21 protein-coding genes, 4 tRNA genes and 1 other RNA gene are annotated in these 26,620 nt (G+C 53.3%); 4 read left to right on the forward strand and 22 right to left on the reverse strand.

Annotated elements, in window-relative coordinates:
- Positions 1-798: 798 nt before the first annotated feature.
- From EDF78_RS24745 to trxA, 20 genes are all read right to left on the reverse strand, one after another.
- Positions 799-928, reverse strand: a non-coding RNA gene (locus tag EDF78_RS24745) — RtT sRNA.
- A gap of 34 nt (positions 929-962) precedes the next feature.
- Positions 963-1,039: transfer RNA gene (locus EDF78_RS24750), tRNA-Pro, on the reverse strand.
- A 59-nt stretch (positions 1,040-1,098) separates the two neighbouring features.
- A tRNA-Leu gene (locus EDF78_RS24755) sits at positions 1,099-1,184 on the reverse strand.
- Between the two features lie 29 nt (positions 1,185-1,213).
- Positions 1,214-1,289, reverse strand: a tRNA-His gene (locus EDF78_RS24760).
- Positions 1,290-1,354: 65 nt separating this feature from the next.
- Positions 1,355-1,431, reverse strand: a tRNA-Arg gene (locus tag EDF78_RS24765).
- A gap of 143 nt (positions 1,432-1,574) precedes the next feature.
- Positions 1,575-2,969 carry an amino acid permease gene (locus EDF78_RS24770; RefSeq protein WP_095924191.1) on the reverse strand — a complete coding sequence of 465 codons (1,395 nt, stop codon included), beginning with the start codon at positions 2,967-2,969 and terminating at the stop codon, positions 1,575-1,577.
- 240 nt (positions 2,970-3,209) lie between these two features.
- Positions 3,210-3,950, reverse strand: coding sequence for a lipopolysaccharide N-acetylmannosaminouronosyltransferase (wecG, locus tag EDF78_RS24775; protein ID WP_095924190.1), 741 nt, complete (start codon positions 3,948-3,950; stop codon positions 3,210-3,212).
- On the reverse strand, positions 3,934-5,313 hold the full coding sequence (gene wzyE / locus EDF78_RS24780; protein ID WP_095924189.1) for an ECA oligosaccharide polymerase: 1,380 nt from the start codon (positions 5,311-5,313) through the stop codon (positions 3,934-3,936). Before wzyE ends, wecG begins: the two co-directional genes overlap by 17 nt.
- Positions 5,310-6,392: a TDP-N-acetylfucosamine:lipid II N-acetylfucosaminyltransferase gene (locus tag EDF78_RS24785; RefSeq protein ID WP_095924188.1), complete on the reverse strand. Its 1,083-nt coding sequence runs from the start codon at positions 6,390-6,392 to the stop codon at positions 5,310-5,312. Before EDF78_RS24785 ends, wzyE begins: the two co-directional genes overlap by 4 nt.
- Positions 6,389-7,639 (reverse strand): lipid III flippase WzxE, encoded by a 1,251-nt coding sequence (wzxE, locus tag EDF78_RS24790; RefSeq protein WP_133824155.1) that lies wholly within the window; start codon positions 7,637-7,639, stop codon positions 6,389-6,391. Before wzxE ends, EDF78_RS24785 begins: the two co-directional genes overlap by 4 nt.
- Before the next feature lies 1 nt (position 7,640).
- Positions 7,641-8,771, reverse strand: a complete 1,131-nt coding sequence (gene rffA, locus EDF78_RS24795; RefSeq protein WP_133824156.1) for a dTDP-4-amino-4,6-dideoxygalactose transaminase — start codon at positions 8,769-8,771, stop codon at positions 7,641-7,643.
- A gap of 4 nt (positions 8,772-8,775) precedes the next feature.
- Positions 8,776-9,474, reverse strand: a complete 699-nt coding sequence (rffC, locus tag EDF78_RS24800) for a dTDP-4-amino-4,6-dideoxy-D-galactose acyltransferase (protein WP_131694297.1) — start codon at positions 9,472-9,474, stop codon at positions 8,776-8,778.
- On the reverse strand, positions 9,452-10,333 hold the full coding sequence (rfbA, locus tag EDF78_RS24805; protein ID WP_095924184.1) for a glucose-1-phosphate thymidylyltransferase RfbA: 882 nt from the start codon (positions 10,331-10,333) through the stop codon (positions 9,452-9,454). The genes rffC and rfbA overlap by 23 nt, the downstream gene beginning before the upstream one ends.
- A gap of 34 nt (positions 10,334-10,367) precedes the next feature.
- Positions 10,368-11,441, reverse strand: coding sequence for a dTDP-glucose 4,6-dehydratase (gene rfbB, locus EDF78_RS24810; protein ID WP_208294501.1), 1,074 nt, complete (start codon positions 11,439-11,441; stop codon positions 10,368-10,370).
- On the reverse strand, positions 11,432-12,694 hold the full coding sequence (wecC, locus tag EDF78_RS24815) for a UDP-N-acetyl-D-mannosamine dehydrogenase (RefSeq protein WP_095924183.1): 1,263 nt from the start codon (positions 12,692-12,694) through the stop codon (positions 11,432-11,434). The genes rfbB and wecC overlap by 10 nt, the downstream gene beginning before the upstream one ends.
- Positions 12,691-13,821, reverse strand: a complete 1,131-nt coding sequence (gene wecB / locus EDF78_RS24820) for a UDP-N-acetylglucosamine 2-epimerase (non-hydrolyzing) (RefSeq protein WP_095924182.1) — start codon at positions 13,819-13,821, stop codon at positions 12,691-12,693. The genes wecC and wecB overlap by 4 nt, the downstream gene beginning before the upstream one ends.
- Positions 13,818-14,870, reverse strand: coding sequence for an ECA polysaccharide chain length modulation protein (gene wzzE / locus EDF78_RS24825; RefSeq protein ID WP_133824163.1), 1,053 nt, complete (start codon positions 14,868-14,870; stop codon positions 13,818-13,820). Before wzzE ends, wecB begins: the two co-directional genes overlap by 4 nt.
- Positions 14,871-14,918: 48 nt before the next feature.
- Positions 14,919-16,004 (reverse strand): UDP-N-acetylglucosamine--undecaprenyl-phosphate N-acetylglucosaminephosphotransferase, encoded by a 1,086-nt coding sequence (wecA, locus tag EDF78_RS24830; protein WP_095924181.1) that lies wholly within the window; start codon positions 16,002-16,004, stop codon positions 14,919-14,921.
- Between the two features lie 292 nt (positions 16,005-16,296).
- On the reverse strand, positions 16,297-17,556 hold the full coding sequence (rho, locus tag EDF78_RS24835; protein WP_013577536.1) for a transcription termination factor Rho: 1,260 nt from the start codon (positions 17,554-17,556) through the stop codon (positions 16,297-16,299).
- A 414-nt stretch (positions 17,557-17,970) separates the two neighbouring features.
- The gene (gene trxA, locus EDF78_RS24840) at positions 17,971-18,297 is read right to left on the reverse strand and encodes a thioredoxin TrxA (RefSeq protein ID WP_013577537.1); all 327 of its coding nucleotides are present in this window, start codon (positions 18,295-18,297) and stop codon (positions 17,971-17,973) included.
- Positions 18,298-18,414: 117 nt separating this feature from the next.
- On the opposite strand from trxA, the gene rhlB reads away from it, so the two are divergent.
- Entirely contained in the window at positions 18,415-19,707 is a 1,293-nt protein-coding gene (gene rhlB, locus EDF78_RS24845) for an ATP-dependent RNA helicase RhlB (RefSeq protein ID WP_119822797.1), read from the forward strand.
- A 6-nt stretch (positions 19,708-19,713) separates the two neighbouring features.
- Positions 19,714-21,204, forward strand: coding sequence for a guanosine-5'-triphosphate,3'-diphosphate diphosphatase (gppA, locus tag EDF78_RS24850; protein WP_131694295.1), 1,491 nt, complete (start codon positions 19,714-19,716; stop codon positions 21,202-21,204).
- 86 nt (positions 21,205-21,290) lie between these two features.
- On the opposite strand, the gene rep is transcribed toward gppA, so the two are convergent.
- A complete protein-coding gene (rep, locus tag EDF78_RS24855; RefSeq protein WP_133824158.1) occupies positions 21,291-23,315 on the reverse strand; it encodes a DNA helicase Rep in 2,025 nt (674 codons plus the stop codon).
- Between the two features lie 174 nt (positions 23,316-23,489).
- Here rep and ppiC point away from each other — a divergent pair, with 174 nt between their 5' ends.
- The gene (gene ppiC / locus EDF78_RS24860) at positions 23,490-23,771 is read left to right on the forward strand and encodes a peptidylprolyl isomerase PpiC (protein WP_015690589.1); all 282 of its coding nucleotides are present in this window, start codon (positions 23,490-23,492) and stop codon (positions 23,769-23,771) included.
- Positions 23,772-24,040: 269 nt separating this feature from the next.
- Here the strand turns inward: ppiC and ilvC are convergent, their stop codons facing one another.
- Complete coding sequence (gene ilvC / locus EDF78_RS24865) at positions 24,041-25,516, reverse strand: ketol-acid reductoisomerase (RefSeq protein ID WP_056772344.1); 1,476 nt, start codon at positions 25,514-25,516, stop codon at positions 24,041-24,043.
- A gap of 186 nt (positions 25,517-25,702) precedes the next feature.
- On the opposite strand from ilvC, the gene ilvY reads away from it, so the two are divergent.
- A complete protein-coding gene (gene ilvY / locus EDF78_RS24870) occupies positions 25,703-26,584 on the forward strand; it encodes an HTH-type transcriptional activator IlvY (protein WP_095924177.1) in 882 nt (293 codons plus the stop codon).
- The last annotated feature ends 36 nt before the right edge of the window (positions 26,585-26,620 follow it).

Consider the following 26,620-nt stretch of genomic DNA (forward strand, 5'->3'; position numbering starts at 1 on the left):
GGAAAGAGCCTTTCCCCGAGTGGTAAAGGAAAGGCCCTGGAAGTATCCTAAAGCTCAGAAAAAAGCCAGTCTGTTGCTTAACTGACTGGCATTACTCCTTCGGGAGCCTTTTTTATGTCATCAATACGTATACCCTAAATCATTTGAGTTGCAGAAAGGCGGCAAACGCAGGAATCCCAATGAGCTGACTTAAGTCACTGATTCGGGTGACTCAGAGCAGCCAACACCTCTGCAGCTCAAAGGATGACGGGTATGGGCAAAAAAAAACACCTGCCGGTTATGCAGGTGTATAAAACAATCAGGTCCAGGACAACAGATTTAGTGCCTCACTCAACGTTTTGCCTTCTGGATGATAGCGCATCAGCGTTATCGGTCAGGATGACAATAGGCACTGTAAATTGGCTCTGCATCATTCCCAGGTTTATGAAGCCGGAGCAAACATAATAGGTGGAATGAGCATCTACGGCGGGAATATTGCAGGAGACGTGCCACTATGGCAATACCCGCTGAAAAATATTTAATATCATTGATTATAAAGGATTTTATTTTACGCTGCAGAGATAACTCTTTTGACTGACCGCTTTTATCCCTCTCCTGCCCCCGGCGATCTGTCGTCTCTAAACGACATCAGAACCACCAGCTCAATTAACGCATGATTTTCAAAGAGATAAGTGTCTCCCGTCAGAGACAAAAGAAAACGGGTATGTCGCGGATAAACAACAAAAGCGGGAAAGAGAAAATGAAAGGTTTACTACAGACGAAAAAAAACCTGCTTTAAAAAGCAGGTTTCTTAGAATGTGGTCGGCGAGAGAGGATTATGCGCATCTTCGATGCTTGCCCTGCGGGCCGTTGCTAAAGCAACGTGGTCTCGCTTCGCTCGGCTCAAACCTCCTTCGGAGGTTCTCATCCTCTTTACTACAGACGAAAAAAAACCTGCTTTAAAAAGCAGGTTTCTTAGAATGTGGTCGGCGAGAGAGGATTCGAACCTCCGACCCACTGGTCCCAAACCAGTTGCGCTACCAAGCTGCGCTACTCGCCGATGTCGTGCATCTTACTACTTTCTGACGCTAACTGCATCATTTAAATGTATTTTGTGTGTGGTGCGAAGGGAGGGACTCGAACCCTCACATCCGAAGGACACTAACACCTGAAGCTAGCGCGTCTACCAATTCCGCCACCATCGCATGTCACAATCACAAAACCATTTTTAGAGTGGGGTGGCTAATGGGACTCGAACCCACGACAACTGGAATCACAATCCAGGGCTCTACCAACTGAGCTATAGCCACCATATCTCTAACTAACGTGAACTGTCTGACTTCAACATTCCACCGCAACTCTAGCGCATACTAAATGGTGCGCCCGACAGGATTCGAACCTGAGACCTCTGCCTCCGGAGGGCAGCGCTCTATCCAGCTGAGCTACGGGCGCTTAGCGCCGTTGCGGGTGGGGATACTACGGTTTTAACGTCTGGCTGTCTAGTGCTTTTTATCAGAAATATTGCGTTTGATTACGCTTTATCCAATACGCATTAAAAGTAAGCGTCTTGCCTTCCCCACCCATGACTTACGACGTTATTTTGCTTTTTCTGCCGTCTGCGCGGCACGCTTGTGCATGCCGAGGCCGAAGTATATCAGCGACACCGCCGCGATGAAAATACCGCCTACCAGCAAAGAAACCCGCGTATCCGGATTAATCGCCATACCGACCAGCACGCACGCCAGGAAAATCAGCGTCAGATAGTTGGTATAAGGAAAGAGAATCGATTTGAACGGATGGTTTTTCAGTTTCTCTTTATGTGCATCGCGGAAACGCAGCTGGCTGATCAGCACCACAAACCACGGCACCATGCCCGGCAGGACACTGGCACTGTAGACATACACAAACACCTTTTCAGGATTCGGGATGATGTAGTTCAGGCACGAACCGACCAGCAGACACAAAATGGTGATCGCAATACCGTACACCGGCACGCCGCTTTTCGACACATTGCTCAACAACGCGGGCAACTGACGGTTTTGCGACAACGCATACAACATGCGTCCGCAGCTGTACATGCCGCTGTTGCAGCCGGAGAGCGCGGCGGTCAGCACCACAAAGTTAATAATACCGGCCGCTGAAGCAATACCAATCTTCGCGAAGGTCAGCACAAACGGACTGCCGTGAGTGCCCATTTCGTTCCACGGGAAGATAGTGATGATAACGAAAATCGCACCGACGTAGAAAATCAGGATACGCCAGAGAATGTTGTTGATTGCACGTTTGAGCGTCACCTGCGGGTTCTTCGCTTCACCGGCGGTGATCCCCACCAGTTCCACGCCCTGATAGGACGCCACGACAATACACAGCGCAAACAGGAAACCCTTCCAGCCGCCGGCAAAGAAGCCACCGTGCGCGGTCAGATTGGCAAAGCCGACGGCTTCACCGTGGTTGCCAAAGCCGAAGAAGATGACGGCCAGCCCGACCACGATCATCACAATGATGGTGGTGATTTTGATCAGCGCGAACCAGAACTCCATTTCGCCATACAGTTTCACCGCGGCAAGGTTGGCCGCGGCGACAATGGCGACGGCGGCCAGTGCGGGGATCCACTGTGGCAACTCGGGGAACCAGTATTGTGCATAGACGCCGATGGCGGTGATTTCTGAAATCCCCACCGCTATCCACATAAACCAGTAACTCCATGCGGTGAGATAGCCATAATACGGCCCCAGATATTTATGGGCATAGACGGCAAACGAACCGGCTACCGGCTCCAGATGCAGCATCTCGCCCATAGAACGCATGATAAAGAAGACGAACACCCCGGCCAGAATATAGGCCAGCAAGACCGACGGCCCCGCCCATTTCAGGGTACTCGCCGCGCCCATAAACAATCCGACACCAATGGTGCCGCCCAGTGCTATCAGCTCGATGTGCCTTGCCTCAAGCCCCCGGTGTAGCCCACCCTTTTCTTCTTGATTCGCCATAAATCCTCAATTTCTCGTGTTTGCATTTGCCTTCCGGAATGACCGGAATGTTATTTTTATTGTGATATTCCCCCGCTGAAGGCGGAAAAACGGCGTTATGGTTCCGCATTTCAGGATGAGTTGCAAACCACAATGAAGAAAGATACGCATTGCCAGACAAGACGGGATGCAAACGGCGGTAACGGGCGAAATGAAATGAGAGGTAAAACGCCGCGCTTAAAATCCCGCGCGGCGCAAGTTTTACAGGCGACCGGTGTAGTAATAGCGAACGAATTTGAGCAGCTTAAGCTGACGGCGCAAACGGCTCGGTTGTAAAATCAGGCGGTAGAACCATTCCAGCCCCATTTTTTGCCAGATTTTTGGCGCGCGTTTCACATGGCCGGTGAAGACATCATAAGTTCCGCCAATCCCCATATAGAGGGCGTCGGGATGCACAAGGCGGCAATCGCGCATCAGGATTTCCTGCTTTGGCGAGCCCATCGCCACCGTCACAATGGCAGCGCCGCTGCTTTTCACCCGTTCGAATAACGCCTCACGCTGATCCGGCGGGAAATAGCCGTTCTGACTGCCAACAATATTGACGTTCCACTGCGCGCGCAGTTTCGCTTCCGTCTGCGCCAGCACATCCGCTTTGCCGCCGATCAGAAAGACCGGCGTGCCTTCGCGGCCTGCGCGCTGCATCAGCCCTTCCCAGAGATCGGCACCGGCAATGCGCGAAATCCTGGCCTGCGGGTATTTACGGCGGATGGCCCGCACGATGCTGATCCCGTCGGCATATTTATATTCCGCCTGACTGATCAGCGCGTTCATTTCCGGGTTGCTTTCGACGGTCAGCAGTTTTTCGGCATTCATCGCCACCAGTGCGCCGGTTTTGACCTGATGACCGGCAAAAAGATAATCGAGAAAATGGGCCATACTGCGAAAGCCCCAAAGGCGTATTCCACGAATATCGTATTGTGGAACGTTATTCTCCTGATTCATTCATTGTCCTTACGGCCAGAGGCTCCATGAGGTTTTTTCCGGCCGGCATTTTGGCACGGATCAGCCCGGCAGCGTCAAACATCCAGTACAGTAATTTTGCGGCGACCAGACAGGCACCGAAAACAACACAGAAAAAGACCACCCGCGAGAAGAAGGAATCCACGCCTTCGCGGGCAAGCACGATCATATTGAACACCGCACCGAAGCAGAAACTTTGCAGAATGGCCGCTTTGTAGGGGTTGGTGTCCGCCTTGCCTTTTTCGTACAGCCAGTCGAACCATTTAATGATCATCCCGACCGCCACCGCGCCCAGCGGAATAAACCACACGCCGCCCATGACCACCAGCGAACCGATCAGCGTCGGCGATATCGCCAGCCCGGAATGGTTATCCAGCACGTCCCAGGTGAAATAGTTGGCTGAGTTGAGCACGATGCCTGGCCGGTCATGCCATAGCCAGGTCGGAATAAAGACATAGAAATCGCGGACGATAGGCGCCAGCCCCTGGAAGCTGATTTTGTCGTAATTTTGCAGCAGCAGCCCCAGATTTTCCCACGGTGAGAAGGTGTCACGCGTCAGATACAGGAAGGTATAAAACGCCTCCGGGCCGCTGACGTTCAGGCCGTAGCGTTTCAGCGCCAGCCAGAACATGCCTACGATGCCGAGCACGCCCGCCGCCGCCAGCATCCACAAACTGATCCAGCCACGGACAATGCCGATAAACAAAAACAGCGCGAAGGCGATGATGATGTTCGCGCGTGTACCGCCGACGATAATGTAAGTCAGCAAACCAAACGCGACGGTGCTGACCAGGAAAAACAGCCAGCGGCGCGGATCAGGTTTGAGAAAGAACACCACCAGCATCGCCGGAAGGAAGAAGTAGAAGAAACGTTTGAGCGCCACGCCGGACACATCACTGGAAAATATCTGGCTGTAAGATTTGAGCTTAAACAGCAGAAAACCGTTATGCATAAAGAAGATGGAAACGGTAACGATGGCAATCAGCGCCAGCATTATCCAGGTCAGATGGGTTTCCACGCGGTTCATGGTAAACAGCGGACGTGACGGCCCCTCACGCTTTGCCCTGAGCCGCGTTTTGTAACTGACGTAATAAATGGCGTAGAAACAGGTGGCGGCCAGCATGGCCTGCAACAGGTTTTCCACCGGCACGACCTGGACATCAAACTGGAAAACCAGCAGACAGGTCAGCGGGAAGCCAAAGTAAAACGTCAGCAGATAGAGCAGTGAAAACAAGACGTTGAAGTTAAAACGCACACGGCGAAATTCTTTATACGTCAGGGTCAGGATGAACAGCAGCGAGAAGCCGTAAACCACAGACAGGCCGCCAAGCTGTGCCAGTGTCATGATGTTTCTCCCGCCGCCAGCAGCAACGCCTGTTGCCAGCCCGCGATGTAATTCGGATTAAAGAACGCAATGTTGTGGCGATCAGTATGCAGTAACTGACGACGCGCTTCCGCCACGGTTCTGGCATCCAGCGCATCACCGTAAAACAGCACCGGAAGATGCTGCTCGGCCAGATCCTGCCAGAACGGATTCTGACGGCTGACCACAAACGGCACGCCGAACTGGATCAGCAAACACTGTGTGCCGATACCCTGCTGGCGGTCAAAGATAAAATAGCCCAGCGAGCAACGGCGCAACACATCAAGGTAATCCGCAAAAGGCATTGAACCGGTCATCAGTTCAATGTTTTCGGGCGCAAACCACTTCAGCGCCTCAGTGCGCACCTGTTCGATATAACCGTCATTATTGGCCGGATACCCCATCGGAATAATCACCCGGATATCCGCGCCAAACTGCTGATGCAGCGAACGCAGCGCTTCACTATGACGGTTACTGCGATCGCCGGAATTACCGACCAGCACGGTCATGGGCCCTTCCGGTTCCGCTTGTTCGGCTGAAAGCGTCAGCGCCGGATCCATCCGCGTCGGGAAATAGAGCAACGACGACGGCACACGCGGGTGTCGCTGATGGAAATGAATCAGGTCGCCACGGGTGGCGAATACGTGACCGATCCGCCCCTGCGCCAGCCGCCGTAAAAGATAGAACAGGCGGAATTTCAGGCTTCCGGCAGATTCATAAAGATCGGCACCCCAGATATGCCAGCTGGCCTGCTGCGATTTAATTTTACCGGTCAGCAGGGCAATCCACAGGGTCGGGTTAAATTGCCCGTGAAAGAAAAAGTGATGGGTGCGATCCTGCGCACGGGCAATCACCGCGTCCGCCAGCGATTTTTTATCCGGATAAACCCGGATGTCCAGACGCGTAAATTCGGCAAAGGCCGACGCATCCGCTGCCGCCACCATAAAATGATAAATCAGCTTTTCAGGCGCGCATTCGGCCAGAACATCATTAAAAAAGCGCAGCACGGTGACATTATGGTGGGGAATGTCAGATCCCAAAACGTGAATCAGCGTTGTCATGCTCGTCTACGATAAATAACAAATACGGTGCAGCACAGGGCGAAATAAACGACATAGGTCGCCATATAGGCCTGCGCTGCGCCCAGAGAACCCCGTATCGGGATCAACCAGTGTGAGAATCCGGTCAGTAACGCGAACTGGCTGATTTCAGTCAGCACGTAAAAACGCAGAGAAGCTCTGGCGATCACCAGATACCCAAAAACATACGAGCCGACTTTCAGAACGTCACCGACCAGTTGCCAGGCGAACAGGTCACGCATCGCCACAAACTGAGAAGAAAACAGCAGCCAGATGGCGAAATCCCGTAACAGCCAGACCGTAAAACTGACGGCCGCCACGGCGGGCAATACGAACTTCAGCGATTTGACGATTTCGCGCGTCACGTCTTTTTTGTCGGTCAGGCGCGATAAAGTCGGCAATAAATACACGCTGAACGAGGCGGTGATAAATTGCAGATAGGCATCAGAAATGCTGCTGACCCCCTGCCAGATCCCCACGTCTTTCCAGCTGTAATGCGCCGCCAGCAGATTTCGCATCATCACATACGCCACCGGTAAGGTGACGGAGGTGATCAGCGCCATCAGCGTGAATTTTCCCAGATGGCTGGCAATAAAGCGATCCCAGCCCGGTTTCAGATACGCCAGCGGGAAGGATTTTCGCCGCCACAGCATCGCCCCGGCAGGCAGCATGACCAGCGCAGGCACCAGTGCCAGACCGGCCAGCGCGCCTTCGTAGCCACCCAGTTTGAAACACAACAAATAGGCCAGTAAACCGATCAGACTGCCACCGATCACTGCCAGCGCGTTGCCCATGGCATCGCGGTAACCTTTCAGGATGGCCTGAAAATAGTTGGCGCAGGCAATCCCCATCTGAATAAACGCCACGGCACGGACAACGGACTGATAACGATCGTGCCCGAATAATCCGACGCTGATCGGGGCGGCCGCTATCAGAAACACCGCCGCCAGCAGCGCCGAAAAACCTAAAATCAGCGACGACGACGTCCCCAGCACGGCGTTTAGCCGGGCGGGATCCTGATGATGTTCAGCCACATATTTGGTGATACCGTTGAAAATACCGGCACCGGACAGCACGCCCAGGACGGTCACCAGCTGACGGAAATTCCCCGCCTGCCCGACGCCATCCGGCCCGAACGTCACCGCCAGCAATTTTACCACCAGCAGTCCGGCACCGATTTTAATCAGCGTGGAACCGGCGGTCCAGACTGACGCTTTTGCCAGCGACATATCAGGCGAAATATTGCAGCATGGCCGCGATCACCGCGCGCTGCGTGTCATCGGTCATGTTATAGAACAAAGGCAGGCGCACCAGACGCTCGCTCTCTTTTGTCGTGAAGCGATCGACGCCCGCAAAACGACCAAACTCTTCGCCCGCCGGACAGGCATGCAGCGGGATGTAATGGAATACGGTCAGGATATCCGCCGCTTTCATATGGCGGATGAACGCATCACGATCTTCAATATCATTCAGGCGCACATAGAACATGTGGGCGTTTTGCACGCAATCTTGCGGGACAGAAGGCAACTGCACGCGCCCCGCGTCGGCCAGACCCTGCAACGCCTCATAATACTCATTCCAGATGACCAGACGGCGCTGGTTAATTTTCTCAGCGGCGTCGAGATTTCCCCACAGATACGCGGCCTGCAAATCGGACATCAGATAGCTGGAACCAATGTCGCGCCAGGTGTATTTATCCACCTGACCACGGAAGAACTGGCTGCGGTTAGTGCCTTTTTCGCGAATAATTTCCGCACGGTCAATCAGCTTCGCGTCGTTAATCAGCGTCGCGCCGCCTTCACCGCCTGCGGTGTAATTCTTGGTTTCGTGAAAACTGAAGCAGCCAATATGCCCGATCGTGCCCAGCGCTTTGCCTTTGTAAGTCGACATCACGCCCTGCGCGGCGTCTTCCACCACAAACAGGCGATACTTGTCGGCCAGCGCCATAATGGTGTCCATCTCACAGGCCACGCCCGCGTAATGCACCGGGACAATCACTTTGGTTTTGTCGGTGATGGCGGCTTCTATCAGGGTTTCATCGATGTTCATGGTGTCCGGGCGGACATCCACAAAGACGATTTTTGCCCCGCGTAACACAAACGCGTTGGCGGTCGAGACAAAGGTGAAACTCGGCATGATCACTTCGTCGCCGGGCTGGATATCCAGCAATAAGGCGGCCATTTCCAGCGATGCCGTACAGGAAGGCGTCAGCAAAACTTTCGGGCAGTTAAAGCGCGTTTCGAACCATTGCTGGCAACGCAGGGTAAATCCGCCGTCACCGCATAATTTGCCGCTACTCATCGCCTCGCGCATGAAATCAAGTTCAGTACCTGCCACCGGTGGCGCGTTAAAAGGGATCATCGTTTCACCTGTACAACCAATATGCCGTGCCGGTGACGGTGCCACCGCTGGCGAGATAAAGATTTAAGGCCGCGAGGTTGCTGGTTTGCGTGGCGACATATAAACGCGACACGCCCTGTTCAGCAGACCATTTTTTCGCAGCCGCCATTAATTTTTTGCCCGCTCCCCGTCCCTGACATTCAGGCCGGACGGCAAGCAGACCAATACGCGCTTCACCATCGGGCAGCGTTCGCAGCGTCACAAAACCCAGACTGTTGCCCTGCTCATCATCGACCCACAGGCAAAGATGGTCGAACGTGCCTGATACGGCTTTCTCCGCCCACGTCGCATAAAAGCGGCCGCTGTCTTCGGGCTGATACCAGGGCGAGCGAAAACGGCTGAAGCGAAATGCCTGACGGGCAATCGCGGCCACCTCGGGCATATCCTCCGGAACCGCGAGGCGTCCCGCCGGTAGCCCGAGATCGGAAGGCCCGATCCGCACACAAACGTCCGTCTCGCCTTCTGCCAGCCGGAAACCCAGCGCAGAAAGCGCGTCCAGTGTGTCTGTCTCACCGGCATCCACTTTCGCCTGCACCAGCGCATACTGATCCAGCCTCTGCGGCGTGATTTCCGGCGCAGAAGCATCCGGCGTCAGGCGGGCGCTTTTAAGCTGAAAGAAATCGCTCTCCCAGCCCAGCGGCTCAATATTGCCGTGGACGCGCATGGAGCAAATCCAGTAAATACTGCCCGTAACCCGTTTTTGCCAACGTCCGGGCGGCGCGTTTTACGCCTTCATCGTCTAACCAGCCATTACGCCAGCCAATCTCTTCCAGACAGGCAATTTTGAAGCCCTGACGTTTTTCAACGGTCTGCACGAACGAGCTGGCTTCGATCAGACTGTCATGGGTGCCGGTATCCAGCCAGGCGAAGCCACGGCCCAGTAACTCGACCGACAGTTCGCCGCTTTCGAGGTACATCTGGTTGATGGAGGTAATTTCGAGTTCGCCGCGTGAGGAAGGTTTAACCTGTTTGGCGAAATCCACCACCTGATTGTCATAGAAATACAAACCGGTGACGGCCCATTTGGATTTTGGATGCGCCGGTTTTTCTTCAATAGATAAAGCCCGGAAATCGTCATCGAATTCCACAACGCCAAAACGCTCAGGATCCATCACCTGATAACCAAAGACGGTGGCACCTTTATCACGGGCAGCGACCGAGCGCAGTTTCGGGCTGAAACCCTGTCCAAAGAAGATATTGTCGCCCAGCACCAGACAAGTCGGCTGACCATCAATAAATTCTTCGCCAATCAGAAAAGCTTGTGCCAGGCCATCCGGGCTTGGCTGCTCGGCATACGTCAGCCTGATACCAAATTCTTCCCCATTGCCCAGCAGACGCTGGAAGAAAGGTTTATCTTCCGGCGTAGTGATAATCAGAATATCGCGGATACCTGCCAGCATCAGCACAGATAACGGGTAGTAAATCATCGGCTTGTCATAAATCGGCAACAGCTGTTTCGACATGCCACGCGTGATCGGGTGCAACCGGGTGCCAGAGCCACCGGCCAAAATAATGCCTTTCATCGCTTATCCTCCGTTGAACCTTGCAGAGTAAACATCAGTCCTTCAGACCCAGACGCTCACCACGGTAGCCGCCGTCCTGAACGCGCTGCCACCAGGTTTGATTATTCAGATACCACATCACCGTTTTACGTAAACCCGTTTCGAAGGTTTCTGCCGGTTTCCATCCCAGTTCACGCTCAATTTTACCTGCATCAATCGCATAACGGAGGTCGTGCCCCGGCCGGTCTTTAACGAAAGTGATTAAATCGCGGTAATGCGTAAGGTGACCGGGCTTCTGCGGCACCAGTTCTTCCAGCAGTTCACAAATGCCCCTGACGACCTCAATATTTTTACGCTCGTTATGACCACCGATATTGTAGGTTTCGCCCACGCCACCTTCCGTCACAACCTGATATAACGCGCGCGCATGATCTTCAACATAAAGCCAGTCGCGGATCTGTCCGCCATCGCCATACACCGGCAGAGGTTTACCGGCTAATGCATTGAGGATCACCAACGGGATCAATTTTTCAGGAAAATGGTACGGGCCGTAATTGTTGGAGCAATTGGTCACCAATGTCGGCAGCCCGTAGGTGCGTAGCCACGCCCTCACCAGATGATCGCTGGCCGCTTTAGACGCAGAGTAAGGGCTGCTTGGTGCATAAGCCGTTGTTTCGGTGAACTGTGCATCGGTTGCTTCCAGATCGCCAAACACTTCATCCGTAGAAATATGGTGGAAACGGAATGCCTGCCGCGCGGGTTCCGGCAGGGTCTGCCAGTACTGACGAGCCGTTTCCAGCAACTGATAAGTGCCCACCACATTCGTTTCGATAAAGGCCGCCGGACCGTCAATAGAGCGGTCGACATGACTTTCAGCCGCCAGATGCATCACGGCATCAGGCTGATGGCGGGAGAAAACAGCATCCAGCGCCGGCCGATCATTGATATCCACCCGTTCAAAGGCATAACGGGGATCGTCTGAGACTTCCGCTAATGAATCGAGGTTTCCGGCGTAAGTCAGTTTATCGACAACGATAACCTTATCCGCTGTGTTCTGAATGATATGTCTGACGACCGCAGAGCCAATAAAGCCTGCTCCGCCGGTGACCAGTATTTTTTTCAACGCCATACCCCTTTGGTATCCACAATCCATGATTGCTCAATGTGATCGGCAGGGATCGCTTTGAACGACTGATGATCGACCAGCATCACCAGCAGATCGGCCTCTTTCAGCGCATCGTCAAGCGTATGCAGGGTGACTTTACCGTTCAGGGAGGCTGGCAGTTGCTGAACATTAGGCTCAACGGCCCAGGTTTCCCCGGCGTGCCAGTCCGCAATAAGGTGTGTGACTTCGACTGCCGGGCTTTCGCGCAGGTCATCGATATTCGGTTTAAACGCCAGACCAAAACAGGCGATTTTGATCTCGGCGGCACGTTTGCCGGTTGTCGTGAGGCAATCGGCGAGCGCCGCTTTCACGCGATCCACCACCCAGTGTGGTTTACTGTCATTCACTTCACGCGCGGTGCGGATAATCCGCGCCAGCTCAGGGTTTTGCGCCACAATAAACCACGGATCAACCGCGATGCAGTGACCGCCCACGCCCGGTCCAGGCTGCAAAATGTTCACACGCGGATGACGGTTTGCCAGACGGATCAGCTCCCAGACATTGATTCCCTGCGCATCACAAATCAGTGACAGTTCATTGGCAAAAGCAATGTTGACGTCGCGGAAGCTGTTTTCGGTCAGCTTGCACATTTCAGCAGTACGGGAGTTGGTGATGACACATTCACCCTTGAGGAAAATGTTGTATAACTCGCTGGCACGTTGCGAACACAGTGGTGTCATGCCGCCGATCACACGGTCGTTTTTAATCAGCTCAACCATCACCTGCCCCGGTAAAACACGCTCCGGGCAATACGCGATATTGACATCAGCCTGTTCGCCAGCCTGTTGCGGGAAGCGCAGATCAGGGCGCGCTTCGGCCAGCCATGCGGCCATTTGCTCGGTTGCGCCGACCGGCGATGTCGATTCCAGAATGATCAGATCGCCTTTCTTAAGCACCGGCGCGACGGAACGCGCTGCGGACTCAACGAATTTCATGTCCGGCAGGTGATCGCCCATAAACGGCGTCGGGACGGCGATCAGAAAAGCATCGGCAGGTTCAGGACGGGTCACTGCATGCAAAAAACCCGCGTCCACGGCCTGCTTCACCAGCAGGTCGAGATCGGGTTCAACGATATGGATCGCACCACGGTTAATGGTGTCAACCGCGTGCTGGCTGATGTCCACGCCGACCACTTTTTTCTGGCGAGATGCAAAAGCCGCGGCAGTCGGCAGACCGATGTAACCCAGCCCGATGACAGAAATAGTATTAAAACTCATTGTGCTACCCAATGATTTTTCAGTGCGTCAAGAATATGGCGACAGGCATCCCCGTCGCCGTAAGGATTGTGCGCCCGGCTCATGCTGTTGTATTCATCTTCATTGTTCAGCAGTCGGTTGACTTCCTCGACGATTGTCGCGGGATCGGTTCCCACCAGCCGGACAGTTCCCGCATCAACGGCTTCCGGCCGCTCCGTGGTTTCCCGCATGACCAGCACAGGTTTGCCCAGCGAGGGCGCTTCTTCCTGCACCCCGCCGGAATCCGTCAGGATCAGACAGGCTTTATCCATCAGATACACAAACGGCAGGTAATCCTGCGGGTCGATCAGAATAATATTATCAATGCCTTGCAGAATACGGTTTACCGGTTCGCTGACGTTCGGATTGAGATGCACCGGATACACAATCTGTACGTCCGGATGCTGGCGGGCAATTTCTGCCAGCGCCGAGCAAATCCGTTCAAATCCACCGCCAAAGCTTTCGCGACGATGGCCGGTCACTAAAATCAGTTTTTTAGCCGCATCAAGGAAGGGATAGTTTTCAGCCAGTTGCTGCGCCAATGAGGTGTCATTTTTGACGCGGTCACGCACCCAGAGCAACGCATCAATCACCGTATTCCCGGTGACAAAAATGCCGTCAGCAGAAATGCCTTCCCGCTGTAAATTGGTCCGGGCATTTTCGGTGGGCGCAAAGTGCCACTTTGCCAGATGGCCGGTCAAGACACGGTTACCCTCTTCCGGCCATGGCGAGGACAGATCGCCGGTACGCAAACCCGCTTCGACGTGCCCGACCGGGATCTGATGATAAAAGGCTGCCAGACTGGCCGATAAGGTGGTGGTCGTATCACCATGCACCAGCACCACGTCGGGTCGGAATTCGTCTAAAACAGGCTTCAGGCCGGTCAGGATCCGGCTGGTGATTTCTGTCAGCCCCTGCCCCGGTTTCATGATATTGAGATCATAATCCGGAGTGATTTCAAAGAGCCTCAAGACCTGATCGAGCATTTCACGGTGTTGTGCCGTGACACACACCCGGGATTCAAAGGCCGCATCCTGCGACAACGCATGCACCAGCGGCGCCATTTTAATGGCCTCCGGACGGGTGCCGAAAATCGTCAACACTTTCACAATGTGTTTCTCTTGTTTTTACGGCGAGTCAGCGCAACGCCTGCACCGGTTAAACCGCCGACAATGCCCCACATGATCATCAGCAAGGCCCGGCGCGGACTGTCACGTTTCACCGGCTCTTCAGGGGTTCTGAGATAACGGTAAGTCTGGAATTTCGCCGTCAGTGTCGGGCCGACATTCAGTGTCGACAGCATCGCCCGGTTCTGATCGTAATCCAGATCATACCCCGGCCCGGAAGCCTGCAATAATTCTAACCGCGCTTTCAGCATCGGCGTTCCCAGCAGGAACATGTCGGAATCAGGCAGTTCTTCGGCAGGCGTGTCCGTCACGCTTTTAGTGATATTTTGTTGCTGAGCAATCTTCAGCGCCTGCTCAGTGTTGTTCATTGTACGTTTGAAAATAGTCTGCGCGACTTCTTCCTGACGCTTCACCTGCGCTTTCATGGACTGCGTACGCGCCGCCCATGCGCCTTCCAGCTCGTCATATAAATGCTGTGCGGCACGGGCGCTGGCGAAATTCACATACTGGCGCAACAGTTTATTGGCATCCGGGGCGTTTTCAGCGGTCAGTTTGACAATATCATTGGGTACTTTCGCGTCGTCACGGGCGGTGAACTGAATGTCGTTAATCAGCTCATCCAGCAACACTGCATCCGCGCGGGGATCATTTTCCTGACGCTGTTTGTAATACGGGCTCTGCATCCAGAAGTCACGACGGGTATCGTAGGCAGCCAGTTGCATGACAAATTCATTGTACGCCTCCTCAGAGATGGGCGGACGGTTGTTGTCGGACTGCAGCGCATTACGTATATCTAAATTGCGCAGGAACTGTGCCTGAGAGAAATAGGACGACAGGTTATTCACGGTAGGACGATCGGTGATCGCCGTGGAACTCCACTCCTGCTTCATCAGGTAAGTCGACCCAAGCGCCACTAAAGCAAACAGTATTGCCAGACCTGCGATCCAGAATTTCCCTTTCCATAAGGTGCAACACAGGCCACGGATATCAAGTTCATTCTCGATGGTATGTTCGTTCTGGTTTCTTATCATTTCTGGTTTATCCACAGCCAGTTTGCCCCTGCATAAAAGAGAGAAAGATTAACAAACGGTCGAGCGACGAAAGCGTCTTTTTATCCGTTTAATAAACCGCGCAACACGCCAGGCGCGTTTTATGCAAACCCCGTAAAGCAGGAATGCGAAGAAGAACAGGATAAGCATGACCCACTCAGGCACAAAGGAAAGATGCTCACCAATAACACCGATAGCAGCCAGTATCGCCGCTGATAAGGTGATCAAAACAAATGCCTGACGGGGAGTAAAACCGGCGCGCATGATCAGATGATGAATATGCTGACGATCGGCCGAAAACGGGCTCATGCCCTTACGCAGACGACGGTACATGATAGCAATCATGTCCATCAGGGGGATCGCAATCAGCCAGAGTGCGGTCACCGGATTCATCGGATGTGACTCGCCTTGCGTGCTTTGCAACAGGATCCAGATGACCGTGAAACCTATCAATGTGCTGCCCGCATCCCCCATAAAGACTTTATAACGCGGCCCCAGAATCCCCAGGTTCAGCAAGATATACGGCAAGGTGGCGGCAATCATGGCGAAGCACCACAACGCAAGTTCCATGTGCCCGCTGTCATACATCACGATACCCATCGCGCCAAAACTGACGCAAGACAGGCCGCCAAGCAGGCCATCGATACCATCCACCATATTAAAGGCGTTTATCGCGGCCCAGACAGCAAACAGGGTAAAGAGATAACCAAACGGCCCCAGCAGCATTTCCCACGGGCCGATAATATGCCCGAGATTGCGCAAGGTAAGATTGGCACAACTCATCATCGCAACAGCCACACCGGCCTGCACCAGAGCACGAATTTTGACACTGATATCGTAGCGGTCATCCAGCGCACCGACAAATACCAGCAACCCGGCGCACAGCAGATACAGCGAAGAGTGAGGAATGCGGTAATCCGTGATCAAAAAGGTAAAGCAGATCCCTGCGTACACAGAAATGCCGCCGACCAGTGGGATCATCCCCTGGTGACGCTTGCGGTAATTGGGCTTATCGACCAGACCGATGATATTCGCCATCTTCCTGGCGACGAATAAAAACAGGAATGAAAACAGGAAAACGAAGACGAGTTCAGTACTCATATTGAGTAAATTCACAGTTAAGAGATCTCTGCAAAAATAAGGTGCGTGGATTTGAGAGCAAAAAAGTTTTTAACTTCATAGCCTTGCAACACATCCTATGGTGACAGTTATGGTTTTGTCTCAGGCAATACCTTATCTGTTGCCCTATTGCCGGGCAATTTGCCGACACGATAGAGAAAGGGCAATGGAAAAACCATCAGCTATTATCCGAATAACCTGATGATCTCGCCAAAGTAGCGTTATGGTAGCTACCAAAAGCAAAAAACGCCACGACTGTGCGTGGCGTTTGTCTGACTTTTACACCAAATTACGAACGTTTCATCATGTCGAAGAAGTCGTCATTGGTCTTGGTCATAGCAAGCTTGTTGATGAGGAATTCCATCGCATCAATCTCACCCATCGGATGAATAATTTTGCGCAGGATCCACATTTTTTGCAGCTCTTCGGACGTGGTCAACAGCTCTTCTTTACGGGTACCAGAGCGGTTGTAGTCGATCGCAGGGAAGACACGTTTTTCAGCGATTTTACGCGCCAGGTGTAATTCCATGTTGCCGGTACCTTTAAATTCTTCATAGATAACTTCATCCATTTTAGAACCGGTATCGACCAGTGCGGTCGCGATGATGGTCAGGCTGCCGCCCTCTTCCACGTTACGTGCTGCACCGAAGAAACGTTTCGGACGGTGCAAGGCGTTGGCGTCGACACCACCGGTCAGGACTTTACCGGACGCAGGCACCACGGTGTTGTAGGCACGCGCCAGACGGGTAATGGAGTCCAGCAAAATGATCACGTCTTTCTTGTGCTCAACCAGACGTTTCGCCTTCTCGATCACCATTTCGGCGACCTGAACGTGACGGGATGCCGGTTCGTCAAAGGTGGAAGCGATCACTTCACCTTTCACCAGACGCTGCATCTCGGTCACTTCTTCCGGACGTTCGTCGATCAGCAGCACCATCAGTACGCAATCAGGATGGTTGTACGCAATGCTGGTCGCGATATTTTGCAGCAGCATCGTTTTACCGGCTTTCGGCGGAGCCACAATCAGACCACGTTGGCCGCGACCGATTGGGGAGGCCAGATCCAGTACACGAGCGGTCAAATCTTCTGTTGAACCGTTACCACGTTCCATACGCAGACGTGAATTTGCATGCAGAGGGGTTAAGTTTTCGAACAGGATTTTGCTGCGGGCGTTTTCTGGTTTGTCGTAGTTAACTTCGTTAACTTTCAACAGGGCAAAATAACGTTCACCTTCTTTAGGTGGGCGGATTTTACCGGAAATGGTGTCGCCAGTGCGAAGGTTGAAGCGGCGGATTTGGCTTGGAGATACGTAGATGTCGTCGGGGCCTGCGAGGTAGGAACTGTCTCCGGAGCGGAGGAAACCAAATCCATCCTGCAATATCTCCAGTACGCCATCACCGAAGATGTCTTCTCCGCTTTTCGCATGCTGCTTCAATATTGAAAAGATAATGTCTTGCTTGCGCATGCGGGCCTGGTTTTCCAGTCCCATATTTTCGCCGAGTGCAATCAGGTCAGAGACCGGCGTATTCTTTAATTCGGTAAGATTCATAATGGTGGGTTCTTAAACTCGGGGTATGTCTCGAACATCTGTCGTGAATGGGTATGGCAGGGTCATCCATGCCTGTTTATTGTATGACACTTAAATAACAGCCCGAAAATCCAGCCGCAGGTAGTCGCTCGCGGGCGATTCTTGAGGGGCAGTGCTGATATTGAAGGTGTCTTAAAGCCGATTTTGTTAAAACCGTTAGATGGTCAAGCACAGTGCCAGTTCAATTTAATTATTATTCAAAGAAACTATCAGGCAGATGTTTTTGACACAACAGAGTAAAACGTAAGAATCAAACTACAGGTAAGCTCTATTTGCAGTAAGTCTAAACTTAGCATGCTTCTTGACAGGCGTCTAGCGGACAATGTGAAAAACACGGCAGCCCGCTAAACACCTGGCTTTGGTCATCCCGACCGATTACAGATTAGCTGTTAAGAACTCTTTCAGCTGACCTTTCGACAGTGCGCCAACTTTAGTTGCTGCGACTTCGCCGCCTTTAAATAACAGCAGGGTAGGAATACCACGGATGCCGTATTTAGGTGCAGTACCTGGGTTTTCATCGATATTCAGTTTTGCGATGGTCAGCTTGCCTTCGAACTCAGTGGCAATTTCATCCAGAATCGGAGCGATCATTTTACATGGACCGCACCACTCTGCCCAGAAATCGACCAGCACCAGCCCTTCGGCTTTCAATACGTCGTTGTCGAAACTGTCATCGGTCAGGTGAATAATTTTATCGCTCATGTTTACTCCAAAGGATTATCTTTACCTTGTTGATGTAGCATTAACCAACATTAGGTTGACTTTATTTCACCGGATACGCTTTCGTAAAGCAATAGTTAGCTGATATTCTACCACACTATGAGCAAAACACACTTGACCGAACAGAAGTTTTCCGACTTCGCCCTGCACCCGCTGGCAGTAGAAGCCCTTGAAAAGAAAGGCTTCCATTACTGCACTCCTATTCAGGCATTGGCATTGCCAATCACGCTCGCTGGGCGTGATGTTGCAGGTCAGGCGCAAACCGGTACCGGCAAGACGCTGGCTTTTCTAGCGTCTACTTTCCATTATCTGCTTTCTCACCCTGCTGCGGAAGGTCGTAAGACTAACCAGCCGCGTGCCTTGATCATGGCACCTACCCGCGAACTTGCGGTGCAGATCCATTCCGACGCCGAAGCATTATCTGAGTCAACCGGACTGAAATTAGGTCTGGCCTATGGCGGCGACGGTTACGACAAACAGCTTAAAGTGCTGGAAAGCGGCGTGGACATCCTGATCGGAACCACTGGCCGTTTAATCGATTACACCAAACAGAACCACATCGACCTGGGCGCGATTCAGGTGGTGGTGCTGGATGAAGCAGACCGTATGTTCGATCTGGGCTTCATCAAAGATATCCGCTGGTTGTTCCGCCGGATGCCACCTGCTAATCAACGCCTGAACATGCTGTTCTCAGCAACGCTTTCCTATCGTGTGAAAGAGCTGGCGTTTGAAAACATGAATAATGCCGAATCGATCGAAATCGAACCGGAACAAAAAACCGGTCACCGTATTCAGGAAGAGCTGTTCTACCCTTCAAATGAAGAAAAAATGCGCCTGCTGCAGACGCTGATTGAAGAAGAATGGCCAGATCGCTGCATTATTTTCGCCAATACCAAACACCGCTGTGAAGACGTCTGGGGCCATCTGGCTGCCGATGGTCATCGCGTTGGCTTGCTGACCGGCGATGTCCCACAGAAAAAACGCCTGCGCGTTCTGGAAGACTTCACCAAAGGCACGCTGGACATTCTGGTCGCGACTGACGTTGCTGCCCGTGGCTTGCACATTCCTGCCGTGACGCACGTCTTTAACTACGACTTGCCTGACGACTGTGAAGATTACGTTCACCGTATTGGCCGTACTGGCCGCGCGGGTCTGAGTGGCCATTCCATCAGCCTGGCTTGTGAAGAATATGCCCTGAATCTGCCGGCGATTGAAACTTACACCGGTCACAGCATTCCGGTCAGTAAATACAACAGCGATGCGCTGTTAACTGATTTGCCTCCTGCAAAACGTCTTGCCCGCACGCGCACCGGTAACGGCCCGCGTCGCAACAGCAATTCGTCTTCACGTCGCAGCAGTGCACCACGTAGCAACCGTAAACGTCCGGGCTGATAACCTATGCTAAGTTCCACCTCACTGTATGCAGCGATTGATCTGGGTTCTAACAGCTTTCACATGCTGGTGGTGCGTGAGGTGGCAGGCAGTATCCAGACCCTCGCCAGAATTAAGCGCAAAGTGCGTCTGGCAGCCGGTCTGGATAAACATAACCTGCTTTCTCAGGAAGCGATGCAACGGGGCTGGCAATGCCTGAAGCTGTTTTCTGAAAGATTGCAGGATATCCCGCGCGATCAGATCCGCGTCGTTGCCACCGCAACGTTGCGACTGGCCAGCAATGCCGACGAGTTTCTGGGCAAAGCGCAGGAAATCCTCGGCTGTCCGATTCAGGTCATTACCGGCGAAGAAGAAGCACGTCTGATTTATCACGGCGTTGCCCACACAACGGGCGGCCCGGATAAACGTCTGGTCGTCGATATTGGCGGCGGCAGCACCGAGCTGGTAACCGGCGTCGGCGCACAAGCCACCACGCTTTTCAGTCTGTCGATGGGCTGCGTCACCTGGCTGGAACGTTATTTTGCCGACCGCAATCTGGCAAAAGAAAACTTCGATCAGGCCGAGCAGGCGGCAATCGATATGATCCTGCCTGTGGCACCGGAGCTGATTGCCAATGGCTGGCAGATTTGTGTCGGCGCTTCCGGAACCGTGCAGGCCTTGCAGGAAATCATGGTCGCGCAGGGTATGGACGAACGCATCACGCTGCCTAAACTTCAGCAACTCAAACAGCGCGCCATTCAATGCGGCAAGCTGGAAGAGCTGGAGATTGAAGGTCTGACTCTCGAACGTGCGCTGGTTTTCCCGAGCGGACTCTCTATTCTGATCGCCATTTTCAAAACGCTGAACATCGAAATGATGACACTGGCGGGCGGCGCGCTGCGCGAAGGTCTGGTTTACGGCATGCTGCATTTGCCTATCGAACAGGATATCCGCCAGCGTACGCTGCGTAATCTGCAACGCCGCTACCTGCTGGATAACGAGCAGGCTGAGCGCGTGGCACAGCTCGCCGAGAACTTTTCTTTGCAGGTGGCGCAGGAATGGAAGCTGGATGCGCGGGCACGCGAACTGCTTAACAGCGCCTGCCTGATCCACGAAATTGGGCTGAGTGTCGATTTTAAGAAAGCGCCCCATCACGCGGCTTATCTGATCCGTCATCTGGATTTACCGGGTTTCACACCGGCACAGAAAAAACTGCTGGCGACGCTTTTGCAAAACCAGAACAACACCCTGGACATCCCGTTGCTCAATGAGCAAAACGCCGTGCCACCGCGTCAGGCACAGCGTCTTTGTCGCATTCTGCGACTGGCGATTATCTTTGCCAGCCGCCGTCGCGACGACACATTGCCTGCGGTGCGTTTGCGCGCCAATGATGATGAACTGAGCGTGATTGTGCCGCAGGGCTGGCTGGAACAGCATCCGCTGCGCGCAGAAGAATTAGAGCAGGAAAGTCACTGGCAGAGTTATGTCCACTGGCCGCTGTTTGTCGAAGAACAGTAACGCGTTGGTCTGTAAACCATAAAAAAAAGCAGAGGCCTGAGTGATCAGCCTCTGCTTTTTTATAGCTCATGTTCAGTGGCTTTTGGCTAATTGCCGCCCCTGGCTTTTGCCAGTTGCTCGCGGATTTTCTCCAGATGGCTTTGGCCTTTCACCATGCGTTCTTCGGCGCTGACCACTTTCCGTTCGCTTTCCCAGGCCAGATCGTCCTGAGGCAATTCCAGCAGAAACCGGCTCGGTTCGGGGCGGATCAGTTCACCGTACTGACGACGCTCGCGGCAAAGAGTAAATGTCAGCTCTTTCTGTGCACGGGTAATGCCCACATACGCCAGACGTCGCTCTTCATCCACGTTGTCTTCATCGATGCTGCTCTGATGCGGCAACAGACCTTCTTCCATGCCAACCAGATACACATACGGGAATTCCAGCCCCTTGGAGGCGTGCAGGGTCATCAGCTGAACCTGATCCAACTCTTCTTCGTTCTCGCCGCGCTCCATCATGTCGCGCAAGGTAAAGCGCGTGACCACCTGAGTGAGCGTCATCGGCTCATCCAGATCGGTGCCTTCCAGCATTTCCGTCATCCAGCTGAACAGCTGATTGACGTTTTTCATGCGCATCTCTGCCGCTTTCGGGCTGGGCGAGGTTTCGAATAACCAGCTTTCGTAGTCGATACCGTGGATCAAATCCCGCACTGCGGCGACAGGCTCGCGTTCGGCCAGCTCAGAAACAGACCCCATCCAGTGCGTGAAACGTTGCAGGGATTCCAGTCCGCGACCGGTCAGATACTGCCCCAGCCCCATATCAAAACTGGCTTTGAACAGCCCTTTGTTGCGCTGATTCGCCCACTCGCCCAGCTTTTGTAACGTGGCCGCCCCGATTTCACGACGCGGCGTATTCACGATGCGCAGGAAGGCGCTGTCATCATCCGGGTTAGTCAGCACACGCAGATAAGCCAGCAGGTCTTTGATTTCCGGACGTGAGAAGAACGAGGTGCCGCCGGAAATGCGGTACGGGATGCGGTTCTGCATCAGCATTTTTTCAAACAGGCGGGACTGGTGGTTACCGCGATATAAAATCGCATAATCGCCATAAGCGGTTTTATTGATGAAGTGATGGGCAATCAGTTCACCGACCACACGTTCAGCTTCGTGATCATCATTGTTGGCCGTCACCACTTTCAGCGTTTCACCATATCCCAGCTCAGAGAAAAGACGCTTCTCGAACACGTGCGGGTTATTGGCGATCAGAATATTGGCCGCTTTCAGAATACGCTGCGAGGAACGGTAATTCTGTTCAAGCTTGATGACCTGCAACTGCGGAAAATCTTCTTTCAGCAGCACCAGGTTTTGCGGCCGCGCCCCGCGCCATGAGTAGATGGACTGGTCATCGTCCCCCACCACGGTAAAACGCGCGCGGTTGCCGACCAGCAGTTTCACCATCATGTACTGGCTGGTGTTGGTGTCCTGATATTCATCCACCAGCAGATAGCGCAACTTGTTCTGCCAGCGTTCGCGCACTTCTTCATTGCTTTGCAGCAACAGCGTCGGCAACAGGATCAGGTCATCGAAATCGAGAATATTACAGGCACGCATATGGTCGTGATAAAGGTTGTAGCAGTGCGCGAAGATTTGATCGCGTTCTGACCGCGCCAGACCGGCAGCATGGGAAGGATCAACCAGATCGTTTTTCCAGTTTGAGATCGTCGACACTAACTGCTGCAACAATGTCTTATCGTTCTCGAGCCATTTTTCACTCAGCTCTTTCAGCAACGCCAGCTGGTCCTGATCATCGAATAAGGAAAAATTGGATTTCATCCCCAGCGCGGCAAATTCACGTTTGATGATTTCCAGCCCGAGCGTATGAAATGTGGCGATCAGCAAGCCCCGTGCTTCTTTGCGGCCCAGGGTTTGCGCGACACGCTCTTTCATTTCGCGCGCGGCTTTATTGGTAAAGGTTACGGCCGCGATGTGGCGTGCCTGATAGCCACATTCACGGATCAGGTGTGCGATTTTATTGGTAATTACCCTGGTTTTGCCGGAGCCAGCCCCCGCCAGAACCAGGCAGGGTCCGGTGACGAATTCGACGGCATGTTGTTGGCTGGGGTTTAATCGCATGGCGTATTTTTGCTCACCTGATGGATAAGGACGGCGATTGTAGCAGAAACACCGCCTGAGATTGACTGGCTTTACCCTGCAATTTGTTATCCCGGAGCGCAGGCCGGATTCCACTCAGGTGGTTGCAGATGTTACATTACCCGTCTGGAAACACTCTCGCAAAAAGGTCTTATCATGGCAAAAACTGCCGCAGCAATGCACATCCTGGTAAAGGAAGAAGCACAGGCGCTTGATCTTCTGGAACAACTGAAGAACGGTGGCGATTTTGAGAAACTGGCTAAAAAGCACTCTACCTGCCCGTCAGGTAAGAAAGGCGGCCATTTAGGTGAATTCAAGCAAGGCGCCATGGTGCCGGCTTTCGATAAAGTGGTTTTCTCTGCACCGCTGATCGAGCCACAAGGCCCGCTGCACACTCAGTTCGGTTACCACATCATTAAGATTTTGTACCGCAACTAAGTTCTGCTTCTGCCAGAACCAAAAGAAAGGGCACCGCATTTTCATGCAGTGCCCTTTTTATTTATCTTCCGAAAACCCTAAATAATTCGAGTTGCATGAAGGCGGCAAGTGAATGACAAATCGGTCGGGAACCGATTTGAACAGCGCTCGCGCTGGCCCGCAGGGTGAGCCTCAGGGACGAGGCTCATTAATCCCGATGAGCTTACATAAGTAAGTGATTCGGGTGAACGAACGCAGCCAACGCCCCTGCGGCTTGAAGTATGACGGGTTTAACTGGCGACGGCGATACGCTTCATATCGGTCATATAGCCACGCAGAGTGCGGCCGATTGACTCGATTGGATGATTGCGGATCGCTTCGTTAACGTCGCGCAGTTGCGCGTTATCAACCTGCGTTTCAGCCACTGATTTGCCCAGATCGCCTGCCTGCAGCGTGGTCATGAACTCTTTCAGCAACGGTACGGCAGCGTTAGCGAACAGGTAGTTACCGTATTCAGCGGTATCAGAGATAACCACGTTCATTTCGTACAGACGCTTACGCGCAACGGTGTTGGCGATCAGCGGCAGCTCGTGCAGTGATTCGTAGTAAGCCGATTCTTCGATGATGCCGGACGCCACCATGGTTTCGAAGGCCAGCTCAACGCCCGCTTTCACCATCGCAATCATCACAACGCCGTGGTCGAAGTATTCCTGCTCGGAAATTTTACCGTCGAACTGTGGTGCGTTTTCGAACGCGGTTGCGCCCGTTTCTTCACGCCAGGTCAGCAGGTTTTTGTCGTCGTTCGCCCAGTCAGCCATCATGCCGCTGGAGAATTCGCCGGAGATAATGTCGTCCATGTGTTTCTGGAACAGTGGCGCCATGATCTCTTTCAGTTGTTCGGACAGCGCATAAGCACGCAGTTTCGCCGGGTTGGACAGACGATCCATCATCAGCGTGATGCCGCCTTGTTTCAGCGCTTCGGTGATGGTTTCCCAGCCGAATTGCAGCAGTTTTTCTGCGTAGGCTTCATCAACGCCGTCAGCAACCAGTTTGTCGAAGCACAGCAGAGAACCGGCCTGCAACATACCGCACAGGATAGTCTGCTCGCCCATCAGGTCAGATTTTACTTCAGCCACGAAGGAAGACTGCAGAACGCCCGCACGGTGACCGCCGGTGGCTGCTGCCCAGGCTTTGGCAATCGCCATGCCTTCGCCTTTCGGGTCGTTTTCCGGGTGAACCGCGATCAGTGTTGGTACACCGAAACCGCGTTTGTATTCTTCACGCACTTCAGTGCCCGGGCATTTCGGCGCAACCATCACCACGGTGATGTCTTTACGGATTTGCTCGCCCACTTCAACGATGTTGAAACCGTGGGAATAGCCCAGCGTTGCGCCGTCTTTCATCAGAGGCTGAACCGCTTTAACCACCGCGCTGTGCTGTTTGTCTGGCGTCAGGTTAACCACCAGATCAGCCTGCGGGATCAGTTCTTCGTAGGTGCCGACTTTAAAGCCGTTTTCGGTCGCTTTACGCCATGAAGCACGCTTCTCAGCAATGGCTTCTGCACGCAGGGTGTAAGACACATCCAGACCGGAATCACGCATGTTCAGACCCTGGTTCAGGCCCTGTGCGCCACAGCCTACAATCACCACTTTTTTACCTTTGAGATAGCTGGCTTCGTCCGCGAATTCATCGCGACCCATGAAGCGGCATTTGCCCAGTTGTGCCAGCTGCTGACGCAGGTTCAGTGTGTTGAAATAGTTAGCCATGTGTTGCTCCGTTCTATCGAGGTAAGTGCTGTTATTTTTTGTTTCACCGGTGAGCTGGTGAACGCCGTGAATTCACTATATGTCATGTGACACATTGCTTAAATTGATATATTACGAAGATGACGTTGCAGATTATGCAATACTCTCAATCAGTCATCTTTAACGCCAAAGAGCCGGACATTCTTTATGGACTTACGTGATCTGAAACTGTTTTTACATCTGGCGGAAAGCCGCCATTTCGGGCGTTCGTCGAAGGCGATGCATGTCAGCCCGTCCACGTTATCGCGCCAGATCCAGCGGCTGGAGGAAGAACTCGGCCAGCCGTTGTTTCAGCGTGATAACCGCACGGTGCAGCTGACCAGTGCGGGCGAACAACTCAAAAACTTTGCCCAGCAGACGCTGCTGCATTATCAGCAACTGCGCAGCGGGCTGGACCAGCACGGGCCGACGCTGAGCGGCGAACTGCATCTGTTCTGTTCGGTGACCGCCGCCTACAGCCATTTGCCGCCGATCCTTGACCGTTTCCGCGCGCAACATCCGCTGGTCGAAATTAAACTGACCACCGGCGACGCCGCCGATGCGGTGGAGAAAGTCCAATCCACCGAAGCGGATCTGGCGATCGCCGGTCGTCCGGAAAGTCTGCCGGGCAGCGTCGATTTCACACAGATCGGCGAAATCCCGATGATCCTGATTTCCCCTTCCCTGCCTTGCGCTGTCCGTACGCAGGTCAGCGAGCCGCATCCGGACTGGTCGCAGATTCCGTTTATCCTGCCGGAACACGGTCCCGCACGAAAACGCATCGACGTCTGGTTCAAACGTAACCGCCTGAGCAATCCGCTGATTTACGCCACGGTGTCCGGCCATGAAGCCATTGTGTCGATGGTCGCGCTGGGTTGCGGCATCGCGCTGATCCCCTCCGTGGTGGTGGATAACAGCCCGGAACCGGTGCGCAACCGTATTTCTGTTCTGGATAACGTCACGCTCGGCGCGCCGCTGGAGCTGGGCGTCTGCGTGCAGAAAAAACGTCTGAACGAGCCGCTGATCGACGCGTTCTGGCAGTTACTCTGAGTTTTCAGGCAATAAAAAACGGGACGCTTTTCAGGG

The sequence above is a fragment of the Rahnella sp. BIGb0236 genome (assembly GCF_004364755.1).
In the GTDB taxonomy this organism is placed as follows: Bacteria; Pseudomonadota; Gammaproteobacteria; order Enterobacterales; family Enterobacteriaceae; genus Rahnella; species Rahnella victoriana.